The organism is Citrobacter sp. MGH104, assembly GCF_001034485.1.
Taxonomy (GTDB): Bacteria; Pseudomonadota; Gammaproteobacteria; order Enterobacterales; family Enterobacteriaceae; genus Citrobacter; species Citrobacter freundii.
In genome coordinates, this window is sequence record NZ_KQ089818.1 from 1,229,034 (window position 1) to 1,245,022 (window position 15,989).

Here is a 15,989-nt window from a genome sequence, read left to right on the forward strand (position 1 = left end):
CTTATCCGGCCTACAATTCATGCGATTTTTGTAGGCCGGATAAGGCGAAGCCGCCATCCTGCGTCTTAATTAAGGACGGCTGTCATTCGCCTGGCGTAACAAAGTACGGCTTTCACTCTGGAAGCGTTTCGCATAATCACCAAACCAATGCTCCACCTTACGGAAACTGTCGATAAACGCTTGCTTATCGCCCTGCTCCAGTAAACCGATCGCCTCACCAAAACGTTGGTAGTAGCGTTTGATCAGCGCAAGGTTGCTCTCAGACGACATAATAATATCGGCATAGAGCTGCGGATCCTGGGCAAACAGACGGCCAACCATCGCCAGTTCAAGACGGTAAATCGGCGAAGAGAGCGCCAGCAGCTGCTCCAGTTGAACATTCTCTTCCGCTAAATGCAGACCGTAAGCAAAGGTCGCAAAGTGACGCAATGCCTGAATAAACGCCATGTTCTGATCGTGTTCAACGGCGCTGATCCGATGTAGTCGTGCACCCCATACCTGAATCTGTTCCAGAAACCACTGATAGGCTTCCGGCTGACGTCCATCACACCAGACGACGACCTGCTTTGCCAGGCTGCCGCTATCCGGACCAAACATTGGGTGTAACCCCACCACCGGACCATCATGTGCAGCCAGCATCGCCTGCAAAGGACCATTTTTCACTGAAGCCAGATCCACCAGGATGCAGTCAGACGGCAGACGCGGTAGTTTGGCGATCACCTGCTCGGTGACGTGGATCGGCACACTGACGATCACCATCCCAGCATCAGAGACGATCTCCGGCGCGCGATCCCAATCCTGCTGTTCCAGGATCCGCACCTGGTAACCTGACAGGGTGAGCATTTTTTCAAACATACGCCCCATCTGACCGCCGCCGCCGACGATCACCACCGGCCGCAGAGAAGGACAAAGCGTTTTAAACCCTTTGTCGTTCTCACTGGAATAGGACTCACGCATAACGCGGCGTAGCACATCTTCAATCAGGTCCGGCGGCACGCCAAGGGCTTCCGCTTCCGCCCGGCGAGAGGCAAGCATAGAGGCTTCCCGTTCCGGCACGTAAATCGGCAACCCAAAACGGCTTTTTACTTCACCAACTTCGGCAACCAGCTCCAGGCGGCGTGCCAGTAAATCCAGCAGCGCCTTGTCGACTTCATCAATTTGATCGCGTAATGCGGTCAATTCAGCAACCATAACCAACCTCTTATGCTACACGCGCCGACAGCTGACCGTTTAAATCTTGACTAATTTCACGCAGCAGCGCATCCGTCATTTCCCAGCTAATGCAGGCATCGGTTACGGACACGCCGTATTTCATTTCGCTGCGCGGCTGTTCAGAAGACTGGTTGCCTTCGTGAATATTACTTTCAATCATCAAACCAATGATCGAGCGATTGCCATCTTTGATTTGTGCAATTACGGATTCAGCCACGGCAGGCTGACGGCGGTAATCTTTATTGGAATTACCATGACTGCAATCTACCATCAGAGAAGGTCGTAGTCCCGCCTGCTCCATCTCTTTTTCGCACTGGGCGACATCTGCCGGGCTGTAGTTTGGCGCTTTACCCCCGCGCAGGATCACGTGGCCATCCGGATTCCCCTGAGTTTGCAACAGCGCAACCTGCCCGGCCTGATTAATACCAACAAAGCGGTGCGACTGCGCAGCCGCACGCATGGCATTAATGGCGGTCGCCAGACTACCGTCAGTACCATTCTTAAAGCCGACCGGCATGGAAAGACCGGAAGCCATTTCGCGGTGTGTCTGCGATTCCGTGGTTCGGGCTCCGATTGCGGACCAGCTAAACAGATCGCCCAGGTATTGCGGGCTATTTGGATCCAGCGCTTCAGTTGCCAGCGGCAGTCCCATATTTACCAGTTCAAGCAGCAGCTGACGCGCAATTTTCAGACCTGCTTCAACATCAAAAGAGCCATCCATATGAGGATCGTTAATTAACCCTTTCCAGCCAACGGTGGTACGGGGTTTTTCAAAATAGACGCGCATCACCAGGTAGAGGCTATCGCTGACCTCTGCGGCAAGGGCTTTAAATCGACGAGCATACTCAATAGCCATTTCAGGATCGTGAATGGAGCATGGGCCACATACGACCAGCAGGCGCGGATCGCGACCGGAGATAATATCTGAGATGGTTTTACGCGACTGGGCGATTTGCGCTTCTTGCTCCTGGCTCAGCGGAAATTCAGCTTTCAGCTGCTCCGGGGTCATCAGAACCTGTTCGTCGGTAATATGTACGTTGTTCAGCGCGTCTTTTTGCATGATGGTGATCCTGTTTAGCTCGTTTGCGATAGTTGATCCTCAGCGAGGAGGAAATAACGATACCACAACAGGTAAAGATTTCAATCCACAATCCGTAAATTTTAATTTACACGGTGTTATTTTAAGGCAAAAACAGCCCTCATAAATGTACACTTAAATTTACACCCCGAATTTTCAGATCCGCTATGCTTAAAAAAACAAGGGAGCACAGGCAATGAAGCAACTCATCAGCATCTTATTTCTATTCCTTCTTAGCGGATGTCAGATAGATCCCTACACCCATGCCCCTACCTGGACTGGTACCGACTGGTATGACGCCGGGATACAAGATGCCATTTCGGGCTATGCCGTTAAAGATAATGAAACTCTTGCCGACAACTTCAATGATCCCGAAGTCGATCGTACGAAATATCTTAAGGGTTACGCCGAAGGGCAACGCAAAATCTGCCAGCAAGATTTTGTTTACGCCAGAGGCCTGGCCGGGAAAACCTTTCCTGCAAGTTGTGATACGGTCGAAAATATTGACCAGTTACACGATGCCTGGAAAAAAGGAGCAAACGAAGGTACTGCCTCAATAAGATTAAACTAAACAATGGCTTAAATTTTACAGCTAACTAGGATTTAACTTAAATCGCCATCAGCTTTACCCCTGGAATAATGACGACTTAGGAAAATAATGTTATTTTGTCTTAAACAATCTTGAATGTATTTCGACGCTTTACGGCAAACGCTGGTAGGTAACTATTCATGAGCTATTCTTACCGACTCATACTTCTACTGGCACTGCTCCTGACCGGGTTACCGCTGTACGCCCAAAGCGTTACAGAAGAAGCAAAATCTGTACGTGCTATGGTTTCCGGCATCGTCAGTTATACACGCTGGCCTGCACTTTCCGGGCCACCCAAACTGTGTATTTTCTCTTCATCGCGTTTTTCCAGTGTTCTGGAAGATACCAGTACTGGGGCATTACCCTATCTTCCCGTCATCATTCGTACGGAACAAGAAATATTAGTTTCGCAATGTGACGGTTTTTATTTTGGAAAAGAATCACCTACTTATCAGGTGGAATTAAAGAATAAATATCCGACTAAGGCATTGCTATTAATTGCAGAACAAAATCCCGAATGCGTTATTGGCAGCGCCTTTTGCCTCATAATTAAAGATGAAGATGTGAGATTTTCCGTAAATATGGATTCCCTTTCACGCAGCGGCGTAAGGGTCAGTCCTGACGTATTGATGCTTGCACGGAATAATAAGCATGGATAAGGGCCATTTTCCTGTAACACGCCCAACGTTTAAACGGACATTACGGCGTATCAGCATAATCAGTGTCCTGGTGACGATGACGTTGATCTGGCTGCTGCTCAGCATTTCTTCCGTGCTGGCCTTAAGACAGTATGCACAAAAGAATCTGGATCTGACTGCCGCGACCATGACCCGCACGCTTGAAGCTGCATTAGTCTTTTCTGATAGTGTTGCAGCAACTGAAACACTGGCGGCACTGGGCCAGCAAGGGCAATTTTCCGTTGCGGAAGTTCGTAATAAACACCAGAAGGTGATCGCCACCTGGCGCTATAACGCGCAAGACACCACGGAGAAGATCAGCGGACTGATCAGCCACTGGCTGTTCCCACAACCGGTCACTCAGCCTATTTTGCATAATGGCAACGTCATCGGCGAAGTACGATTGACTGCACGCGATAGCGTTATCAGCCGTTTCATCTATTTGTCGCTGGCCGTTCTTACCGGGTGCATTTTGTTGGCATCAGGCATAGCATTAATGCTCACCCGCTATTTACACAATGGCGTCGTGGAAGCCCTGCAAAATATAACCGAGGTGGTACATGATGTACGTACCAACCGTAACTTTTCGCGACGCGTTTCCGAGGAACGCATTGAAGAGTTTCATCTTTTTGCCCAGGACTTTAATAGTCTGCTGGACGAGATGGAGGAGTGGCAACTTCGGCTGCAGGCAAAGAACGCTCAACTTTTGCGTACCGCACTACATGATCCTCTGACGGGCCTGGCAAATCGCGCCGCTTTTCGTAGCAGTATTAACGCGCTGATGAATGACGATGCCGCCCACAGCAGCTCCGCTTTGTTATTCCTTGATGGTGATAATTTTAAATTTATCAATGATACCTGGGGCCACGCTGCGGGGGATCGGGTTCTGATTGAAGTCGCTAAAAGGCTGTCCGAATTTGGCGGTAATCGACATTCGCCATACAGACTTGGCGGCGACGAGTTCGCGATGGTGCTATATAGCGTTCATTCTGAATATGAGGTTCAGCGAATCTGCGCGGCACTGTCACAAGAGTTTAACCGACCTTTTGACCTGCATAATGGTCATCTGGCAAGCATGACACTCAGCATTGGGTTTGCGCTGACGTGGGAACATGCCTCTGCCGAGAAATTACAAGAACTTGCCGATCAAAATATGTATCAGGCCAAAAATTTGCGTTCTGAACGCACTATTATTAAATAAGGAATTACACACATGCTAAAACGTTTATTATCCCCGTTTCTTCTGCTTTTACTGATTCTGGCAGGCTGTCAGGCACCTCAGGGAAAATTTACCCCAGAGCAAATTGCAGCCATGAAATCGTACGGATTTACCGAAGCTTCCGGAGACTGGTCTCTGGGCCTGTCTGATAACATCCTGTTTGACAAAAATGACTATAAACTCCGTCCTGAAAGTGAAAAACAGATCAAGGAAATGGCATCCAAACTGGCAGCTACCGGGCTAAATCATGCTCGCCTGGATGGTCATACTGATAACTACGGTGAAGACAGCTATAACGAAGCTCTGTCGCTCAAACGCGCGAATGTGGTTGCCGATGCCTGGGCGCAGGGCGCCAACATTCCCCGCACCAACCTGACGACTCAGGGACTCGGGAAGAAATATCCCATTGCCAGCAACCAGACATCAAAAGGTCGTGCTGAAAACCGCCGCGTTGCCGTCGTGATCGCTACACCATAATCACTCTCCTACTGGCTGCGCGCCGCGCAGTCATTCCATTGCCATAAAGAACAACAGAGCAAACGTCGGGATAAAAAAAGGGCCAGCCTTTCGGCCAGCCCTTTTCTAACAGGATGTCGCTTGCGCGAATCTTAGTTAAGACGCTCTTTGATACGAGCAGACTTACCAGTGCGCTCACGCAGGTAGTACAGTTTAGCTTTACGAACAGCACCACGACGTTTAACAGCAATGCTGTCAACTACCGGAGAGTGAGTCTGGAAGACACGCTCAACGCCTTCGCCGTTGGAAATTTTACGAACAGTGAATGCAGAGTGCAGACCGCGGTTACGAATAGCGATAACCACGCCCTCGAATGCCTGCAGACGTTTTTTGGAACCTTCAACAACCCATACTTTCACTTCCACGGTATCACCCGGACGGAAGGAAGGTACGTCCTGCTTCATCTGTTCTTGTTCAAGTTGCTTAATAATGTTGCTCATAATTTAATCTCTTATCCTGGGTAAACTGATATTGGGGGCTTACGCCTGCCCATCATGTTTATGTTGCTGTTGTGCGTGTTCCTTTTTGAACTCCGCCAGCAACCTTGCTTGCTCTTCAGTCAGAGCCAGGTTTTCCAGAAGTTCAGGTCTTCTAAGCCAGGTCCGGCCCAGCGACTGTTTCAAACGCCAGCGACGTATCTCAGCGTGGTTTCCTGACAGTAACACTGCCGGTACTTCCATCTGCTCTAACACTTCAGGTCGGGTATAGTGCGGGCAATCCAGCAATCCATCAGCAAACGAATCTTCGATTGCTGAAGCTTCATGACCCAGAACTCCCGGAATAAACCGGGAAACGGAGTCGATCAGCGTCATTGCCGGTAACTCACCACCGCTGAGTACGTAATCGCCGATTGACCATTCTTCGTCAATTTCGGTTTGAATCACGCGCTCATCTATTCCTTCATAGCGACCACATACCAGAATCAGCTTTTGATTCGTGGCCAGTTCGCTAACGCCCGCTTGATCAAGCTTGCGTCCCTGAGGTGACAGATAAATCACCTTTGCGCCTTCACCAGCCGCAGCTTTTGCTGCATGAATGGCGTCCCGTAAAGGTTGCACCATCATTAACATCCCCGGTCCGCCGCCGTACGGACGATCGTCCACGGTACGGTGCCGGTCATGAGTAAAGTCACGAGGACTCCAACTCTGGATGTTCAGCAGGCCATTTTTTACTGCCCGGCCAGTTACCCCGTAATCGGTAATTGCGCGGAACATTTCTGGAAACAGGCTAACGATACCTATAAACACAAGCCAATCCCCATAACGCCGACTTTTACCGTTTATCCGGTGGTTTAAAAACCAGGATCCCAATCTACTTCGATAGTACGAGTAGCGAGATCGACTTTCTTGATAACCTGCCCATCGAGGAACGGCACAAGACGTTCCTTGATACCAAACGCATCTTTCAGGTTTGCCTTGATGACGATGACGTCATTCGAACCGGTTTCCATCATATCGACGACTTTACCGAGATCGTAGCCTTCAGTGGTCACTACCTGGCAGCCCATAAGGTCTTTCCAGTAGTAGGAACCATCTTCCAGCGCTGGCAACTGCGAGGAATCCACGACAATTTCGCAATTAGTCAGTAGATTCGCCGAATCACGATCGTCAACGCCTTTCAGCTTGATGATCAGATCCTGATTGTGGTGCTTCCAGCTTTCCAGCTGTACTTGCTGCCACTGACCCGCCTTCTGGATAAACCAGGGCTGATAGTCAAAAATGCTTTCGGCGTCTTCAGTGGAAGAAAACACTCTGAGCCAACCACGGATACCGTAAGAAGACCCCATTTTCCCCAAAACGATGGGTTCTACAGGAGCCTGTGCGGCGAGTTGCTTGCTCATCATGACCACCGTGACAGATTAAGCTGCTTTGTTTGCTGCTTTGATCAGCGTAGCTACGCGATCAGAAATAGTCGCGCCCTGGCCAACCCAGTGAGCGATGCGATCCAGATCCAGGCGAGTGCCTTCTTCTTTTTCGCTAGCGATTGGGTTAAAGAAGCCAACGCGCTCGATGAAGCGACCGTTGCGTGCATTACGGCTGTCGGTAACAACAACCTGGTAGAACGGACGCTTTTTAGCGCCGTGACGAGCTAAACGAATAGTAACCATAACATCCTCTTGTGTGAATAAAACACCCAGGCCCCATCGAGGAACGGAGCCCGGGTGTCATATTAAAAGCCCGAAAATTTTACTGATTTCTGGGAAAAAAGCAATCAACATGTGATGAAGCTTTATACCAGGGCGTTACCGTTGCAGCCAGTTTGGCGTCGGCGTGCGCGCAGAAAGCGGAGCGTACACGCAGTACGTGAGCATTTCGAGCACACTCCGGCGTCAAAATGGCAAATAAGGTAGCCCGATATATTTATCTACCGGGGAAGCCGGGCGGCATCATCCCCTTCATACCACGCATCATCTTCGCCATACCGCCCTTCTTCATTTTCTTCATCATGCGCTGCATGTCGTCGAACTGTTTCAGAAGGCGGTTTACGTCCTGTACCTGCATACCGCAACCGGCAGCGATACGGCGTTTACGGGAACCTTTGATAATTTCCGGCTTAGCGCGTTCTTTCATCGTCATCGAATTGATGATGGCTTCCATACGCACCAGAACTTTATCGTCCATCTGCGATTTCACATTGTCAGGGATCTGACCCATGCCCGGCAGCTTGCCCATCAGGCTTGCCATACCGCCCATGTTTTTCATCTGGTTGAGCTGTTCAAGGAAATCATTGAGATCGAAGCCATCGCCTTTTTTCAGCTTGCTGGCTAATTTTTCTGCCTGCGCGCGGTCAACCTTGCTTTCGATATCTTCGATCAGCGACAGCACGTCGCCCATGCCGAGAATACGCGAAGCAATCCTGTCCGGGTGGAACGGCTCCAGCGCTTCGGTTTTCTCGCCGACGCCGAGGAATTTAATTGGCTTACCGGTAATATGACGAATAGAAAGCGCCGCACCGCCACGGGCATCACCATCAACTTTTGTCAGTACTACGCCGGTTAACGGTAGCGCTTCGTTAAAGGCTTTTGCGGTATTCGCGGCATCCTGACCGGTCATGGCGTCGACCACAAACAGCGTTTCTACCGGTTTGATAGAAGCGTGGACCTGTTTGATTTCGTCCATCATCGCTTCGTCAACGTGCAGACGACCGGCGGTATCCACCAGCAGCACGTCATAGAATTTGAGTTTGGCTTCTTTCAGCGCGGCGTTAACGATATCGACCGGCTTCTGGCCAACATCCGACGGGAAGAAGTCCACGCCGACCTGCTCGGCCAGAGTTTCCAACTGTTTGATCGCCGCCGGGCGATAAACGTCCGCGGAGACCACCAGCACTTTTTTCTTGTGCTTCTCGCGCAGGAATTTACCCAGCTTACCGACGCTGGTCGTTTTACCCGCACCCTGCAGGCCCGCCATAAGCACCACGGCTGGCGGCTGTGCAGCCAGATTCAGGGTCTGGTTTTCTTCGCCCATTGCCGCAACCAGTTCGTTACGGACAATCTTGACGAATTCCTGACCCGGCGTCAGGCTTTTGTTAACTTCATGACCAACCGCTTTCTCTTTTACGCGATTGATAAACTCACGCACTACCGGCAGCGCTACGTCAGCCTCCAGCAGCGCCATGCGCACTTCGCGCAGCGTCTCTTTAACGTTGTCTTCAGTAAGGCGTCCACGGCCACTGATATTGCGCAGCGTGCGCGACAAACGATCGGTTAAATTATCAAACATTGTCTCTCGCCTGGGGTGGAAACGGTCGGTCGCGACAGCGACACATCAACAGAAATTTGTCGCAGTATAACATGAAGCCGCCTTTGTTGTTATGCAACGGTTGGAGCAGCGGTCACGTAACGCTATACTGCTTTTCTTTATCACTGGCCAACTGTCGACACCTATATGCCCGTTTTTGCTCTGCTCGCCCTTGTCGCCTACTCAGTCAGCCTCGCGCTGATTATTCCCGCTCTGCTGCAAAAAAACAGCGGCTGGCGGCGTATGGCTATTCTCTCTGCAGTTGTCGCGCTGGTAAGCCATGCTATCGCCCTGGAAGCGCGTATTCTGCCCGGCGGTGAAAGCGGACAAAACCTGAGTCTGTTGAACGTCGGCTCGCTGGTGAGCCTGATGATCTGTACGGTAATGACCATTGTCGCTTCCCGCAATCGAGGCTGGCTATTGCTGCCCATTGTCTACGCCTTTGCGCTGATAAACCTGGCCTTCGCCACGTTTATGCCTAACGAGTTCATCACCCATCTCGAAGCTACGCCGGGCATGATGATCCATATCGGGCTTTCGCTTTTCGCTTACGCCACGCTGATTATCGCCGCACTCTATGCGCTACAGCTTGCATGGATTGACTACCAACTGAAAAACAAAAAACTGGCTTTCAGCAATGAGATGCCGCCGTTGATGAGTATTGAGCGGAAAATGTTTCATATCACCCAAATTGGCGTGGTTCTGCTGACACTCACCCTGTGCACAGGCCTGTTTTACATGCATAACCTGTTCAGTACCGAGAACATTGATAAAGCCGTTCTCTCTATCGTGGCATGGTTTGTCTATATCGTTCTGTTGTGGGGGCATTACCATGAAGGTTGGCGCGGACGTCGCGTCGTATGGTTTAACGTCGCAGGCGCAGGCATTCTGACACTGGCCTATTTCGGCAGTCGTATCCTGCAGCAGTTCGTGAGTTAAATCTTTAAGGAATCCTACGTGGAACACATCTCCACCACCACGCTCATTGTCACGCTCCTCATCATGGTGGTCATTTCCGCCTATTTTTCCGGTTCTGAAACCGGAATGATGACCCTGAATCGCTATCGTCTACGTCATCGGGCCAAGCAGGGAAATCGACAGGCAAAACGCGTTGAAAAATTACTTCGCAAGCCGGATCGCCTGATAAGCCTGGTGCTCATCGGCAATAATCTGGTGAATATTCTGGCCTCCGCGCTCGGTACTATTGTCGGTATGCGCCTGTATGGCGATGCGGGCGTCGCCATTGCCACTGGGGTACTGACGTTTGTGGTATTGGTTTTTGCCGAAGTACTGCCAAAGACGATTGCCGCACTATATCCGGAAAAAGTCGCCTATCCGAGCAGTGTCCTGCTGGCTCCCCTGCAGATTCTGATGATGCCGTTGGTATGGTTACTCAACACCATCACGCGGCTGCTGATGCGCATGATGGGCATCAAAACGGATATCGTAGTGAGCGGTTCGCTGAGTAAAGATGAACTGCGAACGCTGGTGAATGAATCGCGCTCGCAAATCTCACGCCGTAACCAGGATATGCTGCTGTCAGTGCTGGATCTGGAAAAAGTCAGCGTCGATGACATCATGATCCCGCGTAATGAAATTATCGGCATTGATATTAACGATGACTGGAAATCAATCGTGCGTCAGCTTTCGCACTCTCCGCACGGTCGTATTGTGCTGTATCGTGACTCGCTGGACGACGCTATCAGTATGCTACGCGTACGTGAAGCCTGGCGATTGATGGCCGAGAAAAAAGAGTTCACCAAAGAGACCATGTTACGCGCCGCCGACGAAATTTATTACGTTCCGGAAGGCACGCCACTCAGCACCCAGCTCATTAAATTTCAGCGTAATAAGAAGAAAGTGGGCCTGGTCGTCAATGAATATGGTGATATTCAGGGACTGGTTACGGTCGAGGATATCCTGGAAGAGATTGTTGGTGACTTCACGACCTCAATGTCACCGACGCTTGCCGAAGAAGTCACGCCGCAGAATGACGGTTCGGTTATCATTGACGGTAGCGCCAACGTTCGTGAAATCAATAAGGCGTTTAACTGGCACCTGCCGGAGGATGATGCACGTACCGTGAACGGTATTATTCTTGAAGCGCTGGAAGAGATCCCGGTTGCCGGAACACGTGTGCGTATTGGGCAGTACGATATCGATATTCTCGACGTGCAGGACAATATGATTAAACAGGTGCAGGTGTTGCCCGTCAAACCGCTGCGGGAAAGCGTATCGGACCAGTGAGAGTAATCCAGACCGGGTAGCGCATCAGCATTACCCGGTCTGAGGCTGATTAGCCTTTGGCTTTCGCCACAGAGACCATCGCCGCACGGATGGTACGTCCGTTCAGGGTATAGCCTTTCTGCATAACCATCAGCACATTACCGGCAGCAACGTCGTCAGACTCTACCATGGCAATCGCCTGATGCACGTTCGGGTCCATCGGCACGTCGATATCCGCAACCACTTGTACGCCAAACTTCGCCACAACATCCAGCATTGACTTACGGGTCAGCTCAATACCTTCAACCATAGCCGCCATCGCGTCATTGTCTTTGTCCGCCACTTCCAGCGCACGGTCCAGGCTATCCAGCACCGGCAGCAGCTCGTTGACGAATTTTTCCAGTGCAAACTTATGCGCTTTTTCTACGTCCAGTTCGGTACGACGACGCAGGTTTTCCATTTCCGCTTTGATACGCAACACGCTGTCGCGCTCGCGAGTTTCGGCTTCAGCAAGCTGAGCTTCCAGATTCGCAATTTTTTCATCGCGCGGATCCACCTGCTCAGCAGAAGCGTCTGATTCAACCGCCTCAACTTCTTCGTGCTGATCCATGATAATTTCTTCCGGGGCTTGCCCCTCAGGCGTTTTCTGTTCTTTACTACTCATGAATTTCTCCGCGTTTTTTTCGCATTCATCTCGCTAACCTGGATTATTATGGGGATAAGATTCAGGGTTTCAAGGGAAGTACTCACATTGTCACTAATCTTCGTTACAAGGACCTCGAGAAAATGAACAAACATTTCAAGTGTATTGGCATTGTGGGGCATCCACGTCACCCCACTGCACTGACCACACATGAAATGCTCTACCGTTGGCTGTGCGCCAAAGGTTATGAGGTTATCGTTGAGCAACAAATCGCCCACGAGCTGCAGCTGAAAAATGTGAAAACCGGTACGCTCGCAGAGATTGGCCAGCAGGCAGACCTCGCCGTGGTTGTCGGTGGCGACGGCAATATGCTGGGCGCCGCACGCACCCTGGCACGTTATGACATCAAGGTTATTGGCATTAACCGCGGCAACCTCGGTTTCCTGACCGACCTTGACCCAGACAATGCGCAACAACAGTTAGCTGACGTGCTGGAAGGCCACTACATCAGCGAAAAGCGCTTTTTACTCGAAGCCCAGGTATGCCAACTGGACTGCCAGAAGCGTATTAGCACTGCGATCAATGAAGTCGTGTTGCACCCCGGAAAAGTGGCGCACATGATTGAATTTGAAGTCTATATCGATGAAATTTTTGCCTTCTCCCAGCGTTCGGACGGCTTGATTATTTCCACTCCGACCGGCTCTACCGCCTACTCACTCTCTGCCGGAGGCCCGATACTGACGCCTTCGCTGGATGCCATTACGCTAGTCCCGATGTTCCCGCATACGCTCTCCGCACGACCGCTGGTGATCAACAGTAGCAGCACCATTCGCCTGCGCTTCTCTCATCGCCGTAACGATCTGGAAATCAGCTGTGACAGCCAGATCGCCCTGCCTATACAGGAAGGTGAAGACGTATTAATTCGCCGCTGTGATTATCATCTGAACCTGATACACCCAAAAGATTACAGCTATTTCAACACATTAAGCACTAAGCTAGGCTGGTCAAAAAAATTATTCTAATTTAACGCCAACCTCTTTACTGTATAAAAAACCAGTTTATACTGTATGTAATTACAGTTATGGTTTTTCATACAGGAAAACAGCTATGTTGGCACAACTGACCATCAGCAATTTTGCTATCGTTCGTGAACTTGAGATCGATTTCCAGAACGGAATGACCGTTATTACCGGTGAAACCGGTGCGGGTAAGTCCATTGCCATTGATGCTCTCGGTTTGTGCCTGGGCGGACGCGCAGACGCCGACATGGTACGTGCAGGCGCCACGCGAGCCGACCTCTGCGCCCGCTTCGCCTTAAAAGACACCCCCGCGGCCCTGCGCTGGCTGGAAGAAAACCAGCTTGAGGAAGGCCGTGAGTGTTTGCTACGTCGCGTTATCAGCAGCGACGGACGTTCACGTGGCTTCATTAACGGCACTGCCGTACCACTGTCACAGCTGCGCGAGTTGGGCCAGTTGCTTATTCAAATCCACGGTCAGCATGCGCATCAGCTCCTGACAAAATCAGAACACCAAAAATCCCTGCTTGATGGCTACGCCAATGAAGCATCCCTGACTCAGGAAATGGCTGTGCGCTACCAACTGTGGCACCAAAGCTGCCGTGACCTGGCACATCATCAACAACAGAGTCAGGAACGCGCAGCCCGGGCAGAGCTATTGCAATACCAGTTAAAAGAACTGAACGAATTCAACCCGCAGCCAGGTGAATTTGAGCAAATTGATGAAGAGTACAAGCGTCTGGCTAACAGCGGGCAATTGCTCACCACCAGCCAACAGGCACTGGCTATCATGGCAGACGGCGAAGACGTTAATCTGCAAAGCCAGCTGTACACGGCAAAACAGTTGGTTAGTGAACTGGCAGGAATGGACGGTAAGCTCTCCGGTATTCTGGACATGCTGGAAGAGGCTACTATCCAGCTCAGCGAAGCCAGCGACGAGCTGCGCCACTATTGCGATCGTCTGGATTTAGACCCTAACCGTTTGTTCGAACTTGAGCAGCGTATTTCCAAACAAATCTCATTGGCGCGAAAGCATCATGTTGCCCCTGAAGCGCTGCCACAGTTCTATCAGTCATTGCTGGATGAACAACAGCAGTTAGACGACCAGGCCGACTCTCTCGAAACCTTAACCCTGGCGGTGAACAATCACCACCAGCAGGCACTGGAAACGGCAAAAATGCTGCACCAACAGCGCCAGCATTATGCTCAGGAACTGGGACAGCTTATTACAGAGAGCATGCATACTCTCTCAATGCCGCACGGTGTCTTTTGCATTGATGTGAAATTTGAGGAACATCATTTAAGCTCAGACGGTGCCGATCGCGTAGAGTTTAAAGTGACCACTAACCCAGGCCAGCCGTTGCAGCCGATTGCGAAAGTCGCTTCCGGTGGGGAATTGTCGCGCATTGCGCTGGCTATTCAGGTTATTACCGCACGTAAAATGGAAACACCGGCGCTGATTTTCGATGAAGTGGATGTCGGCATCAGCGGCCCGACTGCTGCGGTGGTGGGAAAAATGCTGCGTCAGTTGGGCGAGTCAACCCAGGTAATGTGTGTTACTCACCTGCCGCAGGTTGCTGGCTGCGGTCATCAACATTTCTATGTCAGCAAAGAAACTGACGGCGCGATGACCGAAACACACATGCAACCACTTGATAAACGCGCTCGTCTGCAGGAATTAGCCCGCTTACTCGGAGGTAGCGAAGTAACGCGCAATACCCTCGCAAATGCAAAAGAACTGCTGGCGGCATAAACTTTTTTACCTTGTTAAGGTCTGAGTTCAACATAAAATCGCCGACCGACCCGACAGCAAAAGGTTTTAAAGTGGTGAAAGGTCTATTATCATCGGCATATTACATATGAGCCGCGTACTGCTCGGGCCCGAAAAGGAATCAAATCACTATGCGCTGTAAAACGCTGACTGCTGCTGCAGCAGTACTACTGATGTTGACTGCAGGCTGTTCCACTCTGGAGCGAGTGGTTTACCGCCCTGACATCAACCAGGGAAATTATCTGACACCTACCGATGTCGCCAAAGTGCGCACGGGTATGACGCAACAGCAGGTTGCTTATGCTCTGGGTACACCAATGATGTCCGATCCTTTTGGCACTAACACCTGGTTTTATGTGTTCCGTCAGCAACCTGGTCATGAAGGCGTAACCCAGCAAACACTGACGCTGACTTTTAACAGCAGCGGCGTTTTGACCAACATTGATAATAAACCTACGTTGACCGACAACAAGTAGGATTAACAGATCAAAAAAAGGTGCTCAATGAGCACCTTTTTTATTGTCTGCTATTTTTTAGCGGATTTCTCTGCTCGCTGTCGGCGCAGCTCTTTCGGATCAGCAATCAGTGGCCGGTATATTTCCACCCGATCGCCGTCTTGCAGAACATCAGCAAGCTTTACCGGACGGCTGTATATCCCGACTTTATTTTTGTTGAGATCGATATCGGTACGTAATTCCAGCAGCCCGGAAGCGCGGATAGCCTCTTCCACCGTAGCACCCTGTTGCAGCGTTACACGCTGTAGATACTGTTTCTCGGGCAGCGCATACGCCACTTCAACGACAATTTTAGCCGACGCTGACACTGTAAACCTCTTTCGCGCGAACCGTGAAGGCCTGCACCATGTTTGAAGCCAGTTCTTTAAAGATACGACCAAACGCCAGCTCGATTAACTTATTGGTAAACTCAAAATCGAGATGAAATTCAATACGACATGCTTCATGACTCAGTGGCGTAAACTTCCATCCGCCAATGAGTTTCTTGAACGGGCCGTCGACCAGATGCATCAGGATGCTCTGGTTACTGGTCAATTGATTGCGCGTGGTGAACGTTTTGCTAATCCCTGCTTTCGAGACATCCACAGCCGCGGTCATCTGTCCCGGAGTTGACTCCAGCACACGGCTACCGGTGCAACCCGGTAAAAACTGGGGATAGGATTTAACATCATTCACTAGCTGATACATCTGTTCCGCACTGTAAGGTACTAAAGCGGTCCGGCTAATCTGAGGCATAACAATTTCCATCAATATCAATCACACAAATAATACCATTTATCCCCCGCTA

Annotated in this window: 19 protein-coding genes; 9 read left to right on the plus strand and 10 right to left on the minus strand. The window is 50.6% G+C overall.

What is annotated here, in order from left to right; translation table 11 throughout:
- Positions 1 to 69: 69 nt before the first annotated feature.
- Positions 70 to 1,191, minus strand: coding sequence for a bifunctional chorismate mutase/prephenate dehydrogenase (gene tyrA / locus SK34_RS05720; RefSeq protein WP_048217253.1), 1,122 nt, complete (start codon positions 1,189 to 1,191; stop codon positions 70 to 72).
- 10 nt (positions 1,192 to 1,201) lie between these two features.
- Positions 1,202 to 2,272 carry a 3-deoxy-7-phosphoheptulonate synthase AroF gene (gene aroF, locus SK34_RS05725; protein WP_003031241.1) on the minus strand — a complete coding sequence of 357 codons (1,071 nt, stop codon included), beginning with the start codon at positions 2,270 to 2,272 and terminating at the stop codon, positions 1,202 to 1,204.
- Positions 2,273 to 2,486: 214 nt separating this feature from the next.
- On the opposite strand from aroF, the gene SK34_RS05730 reads away from it, so the two are divergent.
- The 4 genes from SK34_RS05730 to SK34_RS05745 all read left to right on the plus strand — a co-directional run bounded on the left by SK34_RS05730 (position 2,487) and on the right by SK34_RS05745 (position 5,252).
- Positions 2,487 to 2,861 (plus strand): DUF2799 domain-containing protein, encoded by a 375-nt coding sequence (locus tag SK34_RS05730; protein WP_003845849.1) that lies wholly within the window; start codon positions 2,487 to 2,489, stop codon positions 2,859 to 2,861.
- Positions 2,862 to 3,019: 158 nt separating this feature from the next.
- Complete coding sequence (locus SK34_RS05735; RefSeq protein ID WP_003839843.1) at positions 3,020 to 3,538, plus strand: regulatory sequestration protein YfiR; 519 nt, start codon at positions 3,020 to 3,022, stop codon at positions 3,536 to 3,538.
- The gene (gene dgcN, locus SK34_RS05740) at positions 3,531 to 4,757 is read left to right on the plus strand and encodes a diguanylate cyclase DgcN/YfiN (RefSeq protein WP_048232577.1); all 1,227 of its coding nucleotides are present in this window, start codon (positions 3,531 to 3,533) and stop codon (positions 4,755 to 4,757) included. The genes SK34_RS05735 and dgcN overlap by 8 nt, the downstream gene beginning before the upstream one ends.
- A gap of 12 nt (positions 4,758 to 4,769) precedes the next feature.
- The gene (locus SK34_RS05745; protein ID WP_032937964.1) at positions 4,770 to 5,252 is read left to right on the plus strand and encodes an OmpA family protein; all 483 of its coding nucleotides are present in this window, start codon (positions 4,770 to 4,772) and stop codon (positions 5,250 to 5,252) included.
- Between the two features lie 131 nt (positions 5,253 to 5,383).
- Here the strand turns inward: SK34_RS05745 and rplS are convergent, their stop codons facing one another.
- The 5 genes from rplS to ffh form a co-directional block, all read right to left on the minus strand.
- Complete coding sequence (gene rplS, locus SK34_RS05750) at positions 5,384 to 5,731, minus strand: 50S ribosomal protein L19 (protein WP_002914145.1); 348 nt, start codon at positions 5,729 to 5,731, stop codon at positions 5,384 to 5,386.
- Positions 5,732 to 5,770: 39 nt separating this feature from the next.
- Positions 5,771 to 6,538, minus strand: coding sequence for a tRNA (guanosine(37)-N1)-methyltransferase TrmD (trmD, locus tag SK34_RS05755; RefSeq protein WP_003031232.1), 768 nt, complete (start codon positions 6,536 to 6,538; stop codon positions 5,771 to 5,773).
- A 44-nt stretch (positions 6,539 to 6,582) separates the two neighbouring features.
- Positions 6,583 to 7,131, minus strand: a complete 549-nt coding sequence (gene rimM, locus SK34_RS05760) for a ribosome maturation factor RimM (protein ID WP_003031230.1) — start codon at positions 7,129 to 7,131, stop codon at positions 6,583 to 6,585.
- An 18-nt stretch (positions 7,132 to 7,149) separates the two neighbouring features.
- The gene (rpsP, locus tag SK34_RS05765) at positions 7,150 to 7,398 is read right to left on the minus strand and encodes a 30S ribosomal protein S16 (protein WP_003031228.1); all 249 of its coding nucleotides are present in this window, start codon (positions 7,396 to 7,398) and stop codon (positions 7,150 to 7,152) included.
- A 253-nt stretch (positions 7,399 to 7,651) separates the two neighbouring features.
- A complete protein-coding gene (gene ffh, locus SK34_RS05770) occupies positions 7,652 to 9,013 on the minus strand; it encodes a signal recognition particle protein (RefSeq protein WP_003031226.1) in 1,362 nt (453 codons plus the stop codon).
- 165 nt (positions 9,014 to 9,178) lie between these two features.
- Between ffh and SK34_RS05775 the strand changes: the two genes are divergently transcribed.
- The gene (locus SK34_RS05775) at positions 9,179 to 9,970 is read left to right on the plus strand and encodes a cytochrome C assembly family protein (protein WP_003031224.1); all 792 of its coding nucleotides are present in this window, start codon (positions 9,179 to 9,181) and stop codon (positions 9,968 to 9,970) included.
- A gap of 18 nt (positions 9,971 to 9,988) precedes the next feature.
- Positions 9,989 to 11,278 carry an HlyC/CorC family transporter gene (locus SK34_RS05780; protein WP_008324538.1) on the plus strand — a complete coding sequence of 430 codons (1,290 nt, stop codon included), beginning with the start codon at positions 9,989 to 9,991 and terminating at the stop codon, positions 11,276 to 11,278.
- 49 nt (positions 11,279 to 11,327) lie between these two features.
- Here SK34_RS05780 and grpE read toward each other — a convergent pair whose 3' ends face one another.
- The gene (gene grpE, locus SK34_RS05785; RefSeq protein ID WP_003031221.1) at positions 11,328 to 11,921 is read right to left on the minus strand and encodes a nucleotide exchange factor GrpE; all 594 of its coding nucleotides are present in this window, start codon (positions 11,919 to 11,921) and stop codon (positions 11,328 to 11,330) included.
- Positions 11,922 to 12,043: 122 nt separating this feature from the next.
- Between grpE and nadK the strand changes: the two genes are divergently transcribed.
- The 3 genes from nadK (at position 12,044) to bamE (ending at position 15,163) form a co-directional block, all read left to right on the plus strand.
- Positions 12,044 to 12,922, plus strand: a complete 879-nt coding sequence (gene nadK / locus SK34_RS05790) for an NAD(+) kinase (RefSeq protein ID WP_003031220.1) — start codon at positions 12,044 to 12,046, stop codon at positions 12,920 to 12,922.
- 85 nt (positions 12,923 to 13,007) lie between these two features.
- Positions 13,008 to 14,669, plus strand: coding sequence for a DNA repair protein RecN (gene recN, locus SK34_RS05795; RefSeq protein ID WP_003845854.1), 1,662 nt, complete (start codon positions 13,008 to 13,010; stop codon positions 14,667 to 14,669).
- Between the two features lie 149 nt (positions 14,670 to 14,818).
- Positions 14,819 to 15,163: an outer membrane protein assembly factor BamE gene (gene bamE / locus SK34_RS05800; protein ID WP_003031218.1), complete on the plus strand. Its 345-nt coding sequence runs from the start codon at positions 14,819 to 14,821 to the stop codon at positions 15,161 to 15,163.
- Between the two features lie 50 nt (positions 15,164 to 15,213).
- Here the strand turns inward: bamE and SK34_RS05805 are convergent, their stop codons facing one another.
- The gene (locus tag SK34_RS05805) at positions 15,214 to 15,510 is read right to left on the minus strand and encodes an RnfH family protein (RefSeq protein ID WP_003031215.1); all 297 of its coding nucleotides are present in this window, start codon (positions 15,508 to 15,510) and stop codon (positions 15,214 to 15,216) included.
- Positions 15,494 to 15,937: a type II toxin-antitoxin system toxin RatA gene (gene ratA, locus SK34_RS05810; RefSeq protein ID WP_003031213.1), complete on the minus strand. Its 444-nt coding sequence runs from the start codon at positions 15,935 to 15,937 to the stop codon at positions 15,494 to 15,496. The genes SK34_RS05805 and ratA overlap by 17 nt, the downstream gene beginning before the upstream one ends.
- Positions 15,938 to 15,989: the final 52 nt, after the last annotated feature.

What these genes read in the sequence shown, in the direction of transcription:
- tyrA (WP_048217253.1), bottom strand. Translation starts at nt 1,191, where the DNA reads ATGGTTGCTGAATTGACCGCATTACGCGATCAAATTGATGAAGTCGAC.
- aroF (WP_003031241.1), bottom strand. Translation starts at nt 2,272, where the DNA reads ATGCAAAAAGACGCGCTGAACAACGTACATATTACCGACGAACAGGTT.
- SK34_RS05730 (WP_003845849.1), top strand. Translation starts at nt 2,487, where the DNA reads ATGAAGCAACTCATCAGCATCTTATTTCTATTCCTTCTTAGCGGATGT.
- SK34_RS05735 (WP_003839843.1), top strand. Translation starts at nt 3,020, where the DNA reads ATGAGCTATTCTTACCGACTCATACTTCTACTGGCACTGCTCCTGACC.
- dgcN (WP_048232577.1), top strand. Translation starts at nt 3,531, where the DNA reads ATGGATAAGGGCCATTTTCCTGTAACACGCCCAACGTTTAAACGGACA.
- SK34_RS05745 (WP_032937964.1), top strand. Translation starts at nt 4,770, where the DNA reads ATGCTAAAACGTTTATTATCCCCGTTTCTTCTGCTTTTACTGATTCTG.
- rplS (WP_002914145.1), bottom strand. Translation starts at nt 5,731, where the DNA reads ATGAGCAACATTATTAAGCAACTTGAACAAGAACAGATGAAGCAGGAC.
- rimM (WP_003031230.1), bottom strand. Translation starts at nt 7,131, where the DNA reads ATGAGCAAGCAACTCGCCGCACAGGCTCCTGTAGAACCCATCGTTTTG.
- rpsP (WP_003031228.1), bottom strand. Translation starts at nt 7,398, where the DNA reads ATGGTTACTATTCGTTTAGCTCGTCACGGCGCTAAAAAGCGTCCGTTC.
- ffh (WP_003031226.1), bottom strand. Translation starts at nt 9,013, where the DNA reads ATGTTTGATAATTTAACCGATCGTTTGTCGCGCACGCTGCGCAATATC.
- SK34_RS05775 (WP_003031224.1), top strand. Translation starts at nt 9,179, where the DNA reads ATGCCCGTTTTTGCTCTGCTCGCCCTTGTCGCCTACTCAGTCAGCCTC.
- grpE (WP_003031221.1), bottom strand. Translation starts at nt 11,921, where the DNA reads ATGAGTAGTAAAGAACAGAAAACGCCTGAGGGGCAAGCCCCGGAAGAA.
- nadK (WP_003031220.1), top strand. Translation starts at nt 12,044, where the DNA reads ATGAACAAACATTTCAAGTGTATTGGCATTGTGGGGCATCCACGTCAC.
- recN (WP_003845854.1), top strand. Translation starts at nt 13,008, where the DNA reads ATGTTGGCACAACTGACCATCAGCAATTTTGCTATCGTTCGTGAACTT.
- bamE (WP_003031218.1), top strand. Translation starts at nt 14,819, where the DNA reads ATGCGCTGTAAAACGCTGACTGCTGCTGCAGCAGTACTACTGATGTTG.
- ratA (WP_003031213.1), bottom strand. Translation starts at nt 15,937, where the DNA reads ATGCCTCAGATTAGCCGGACCGCTTTAGTACCTTACAGTGCGGAACAG.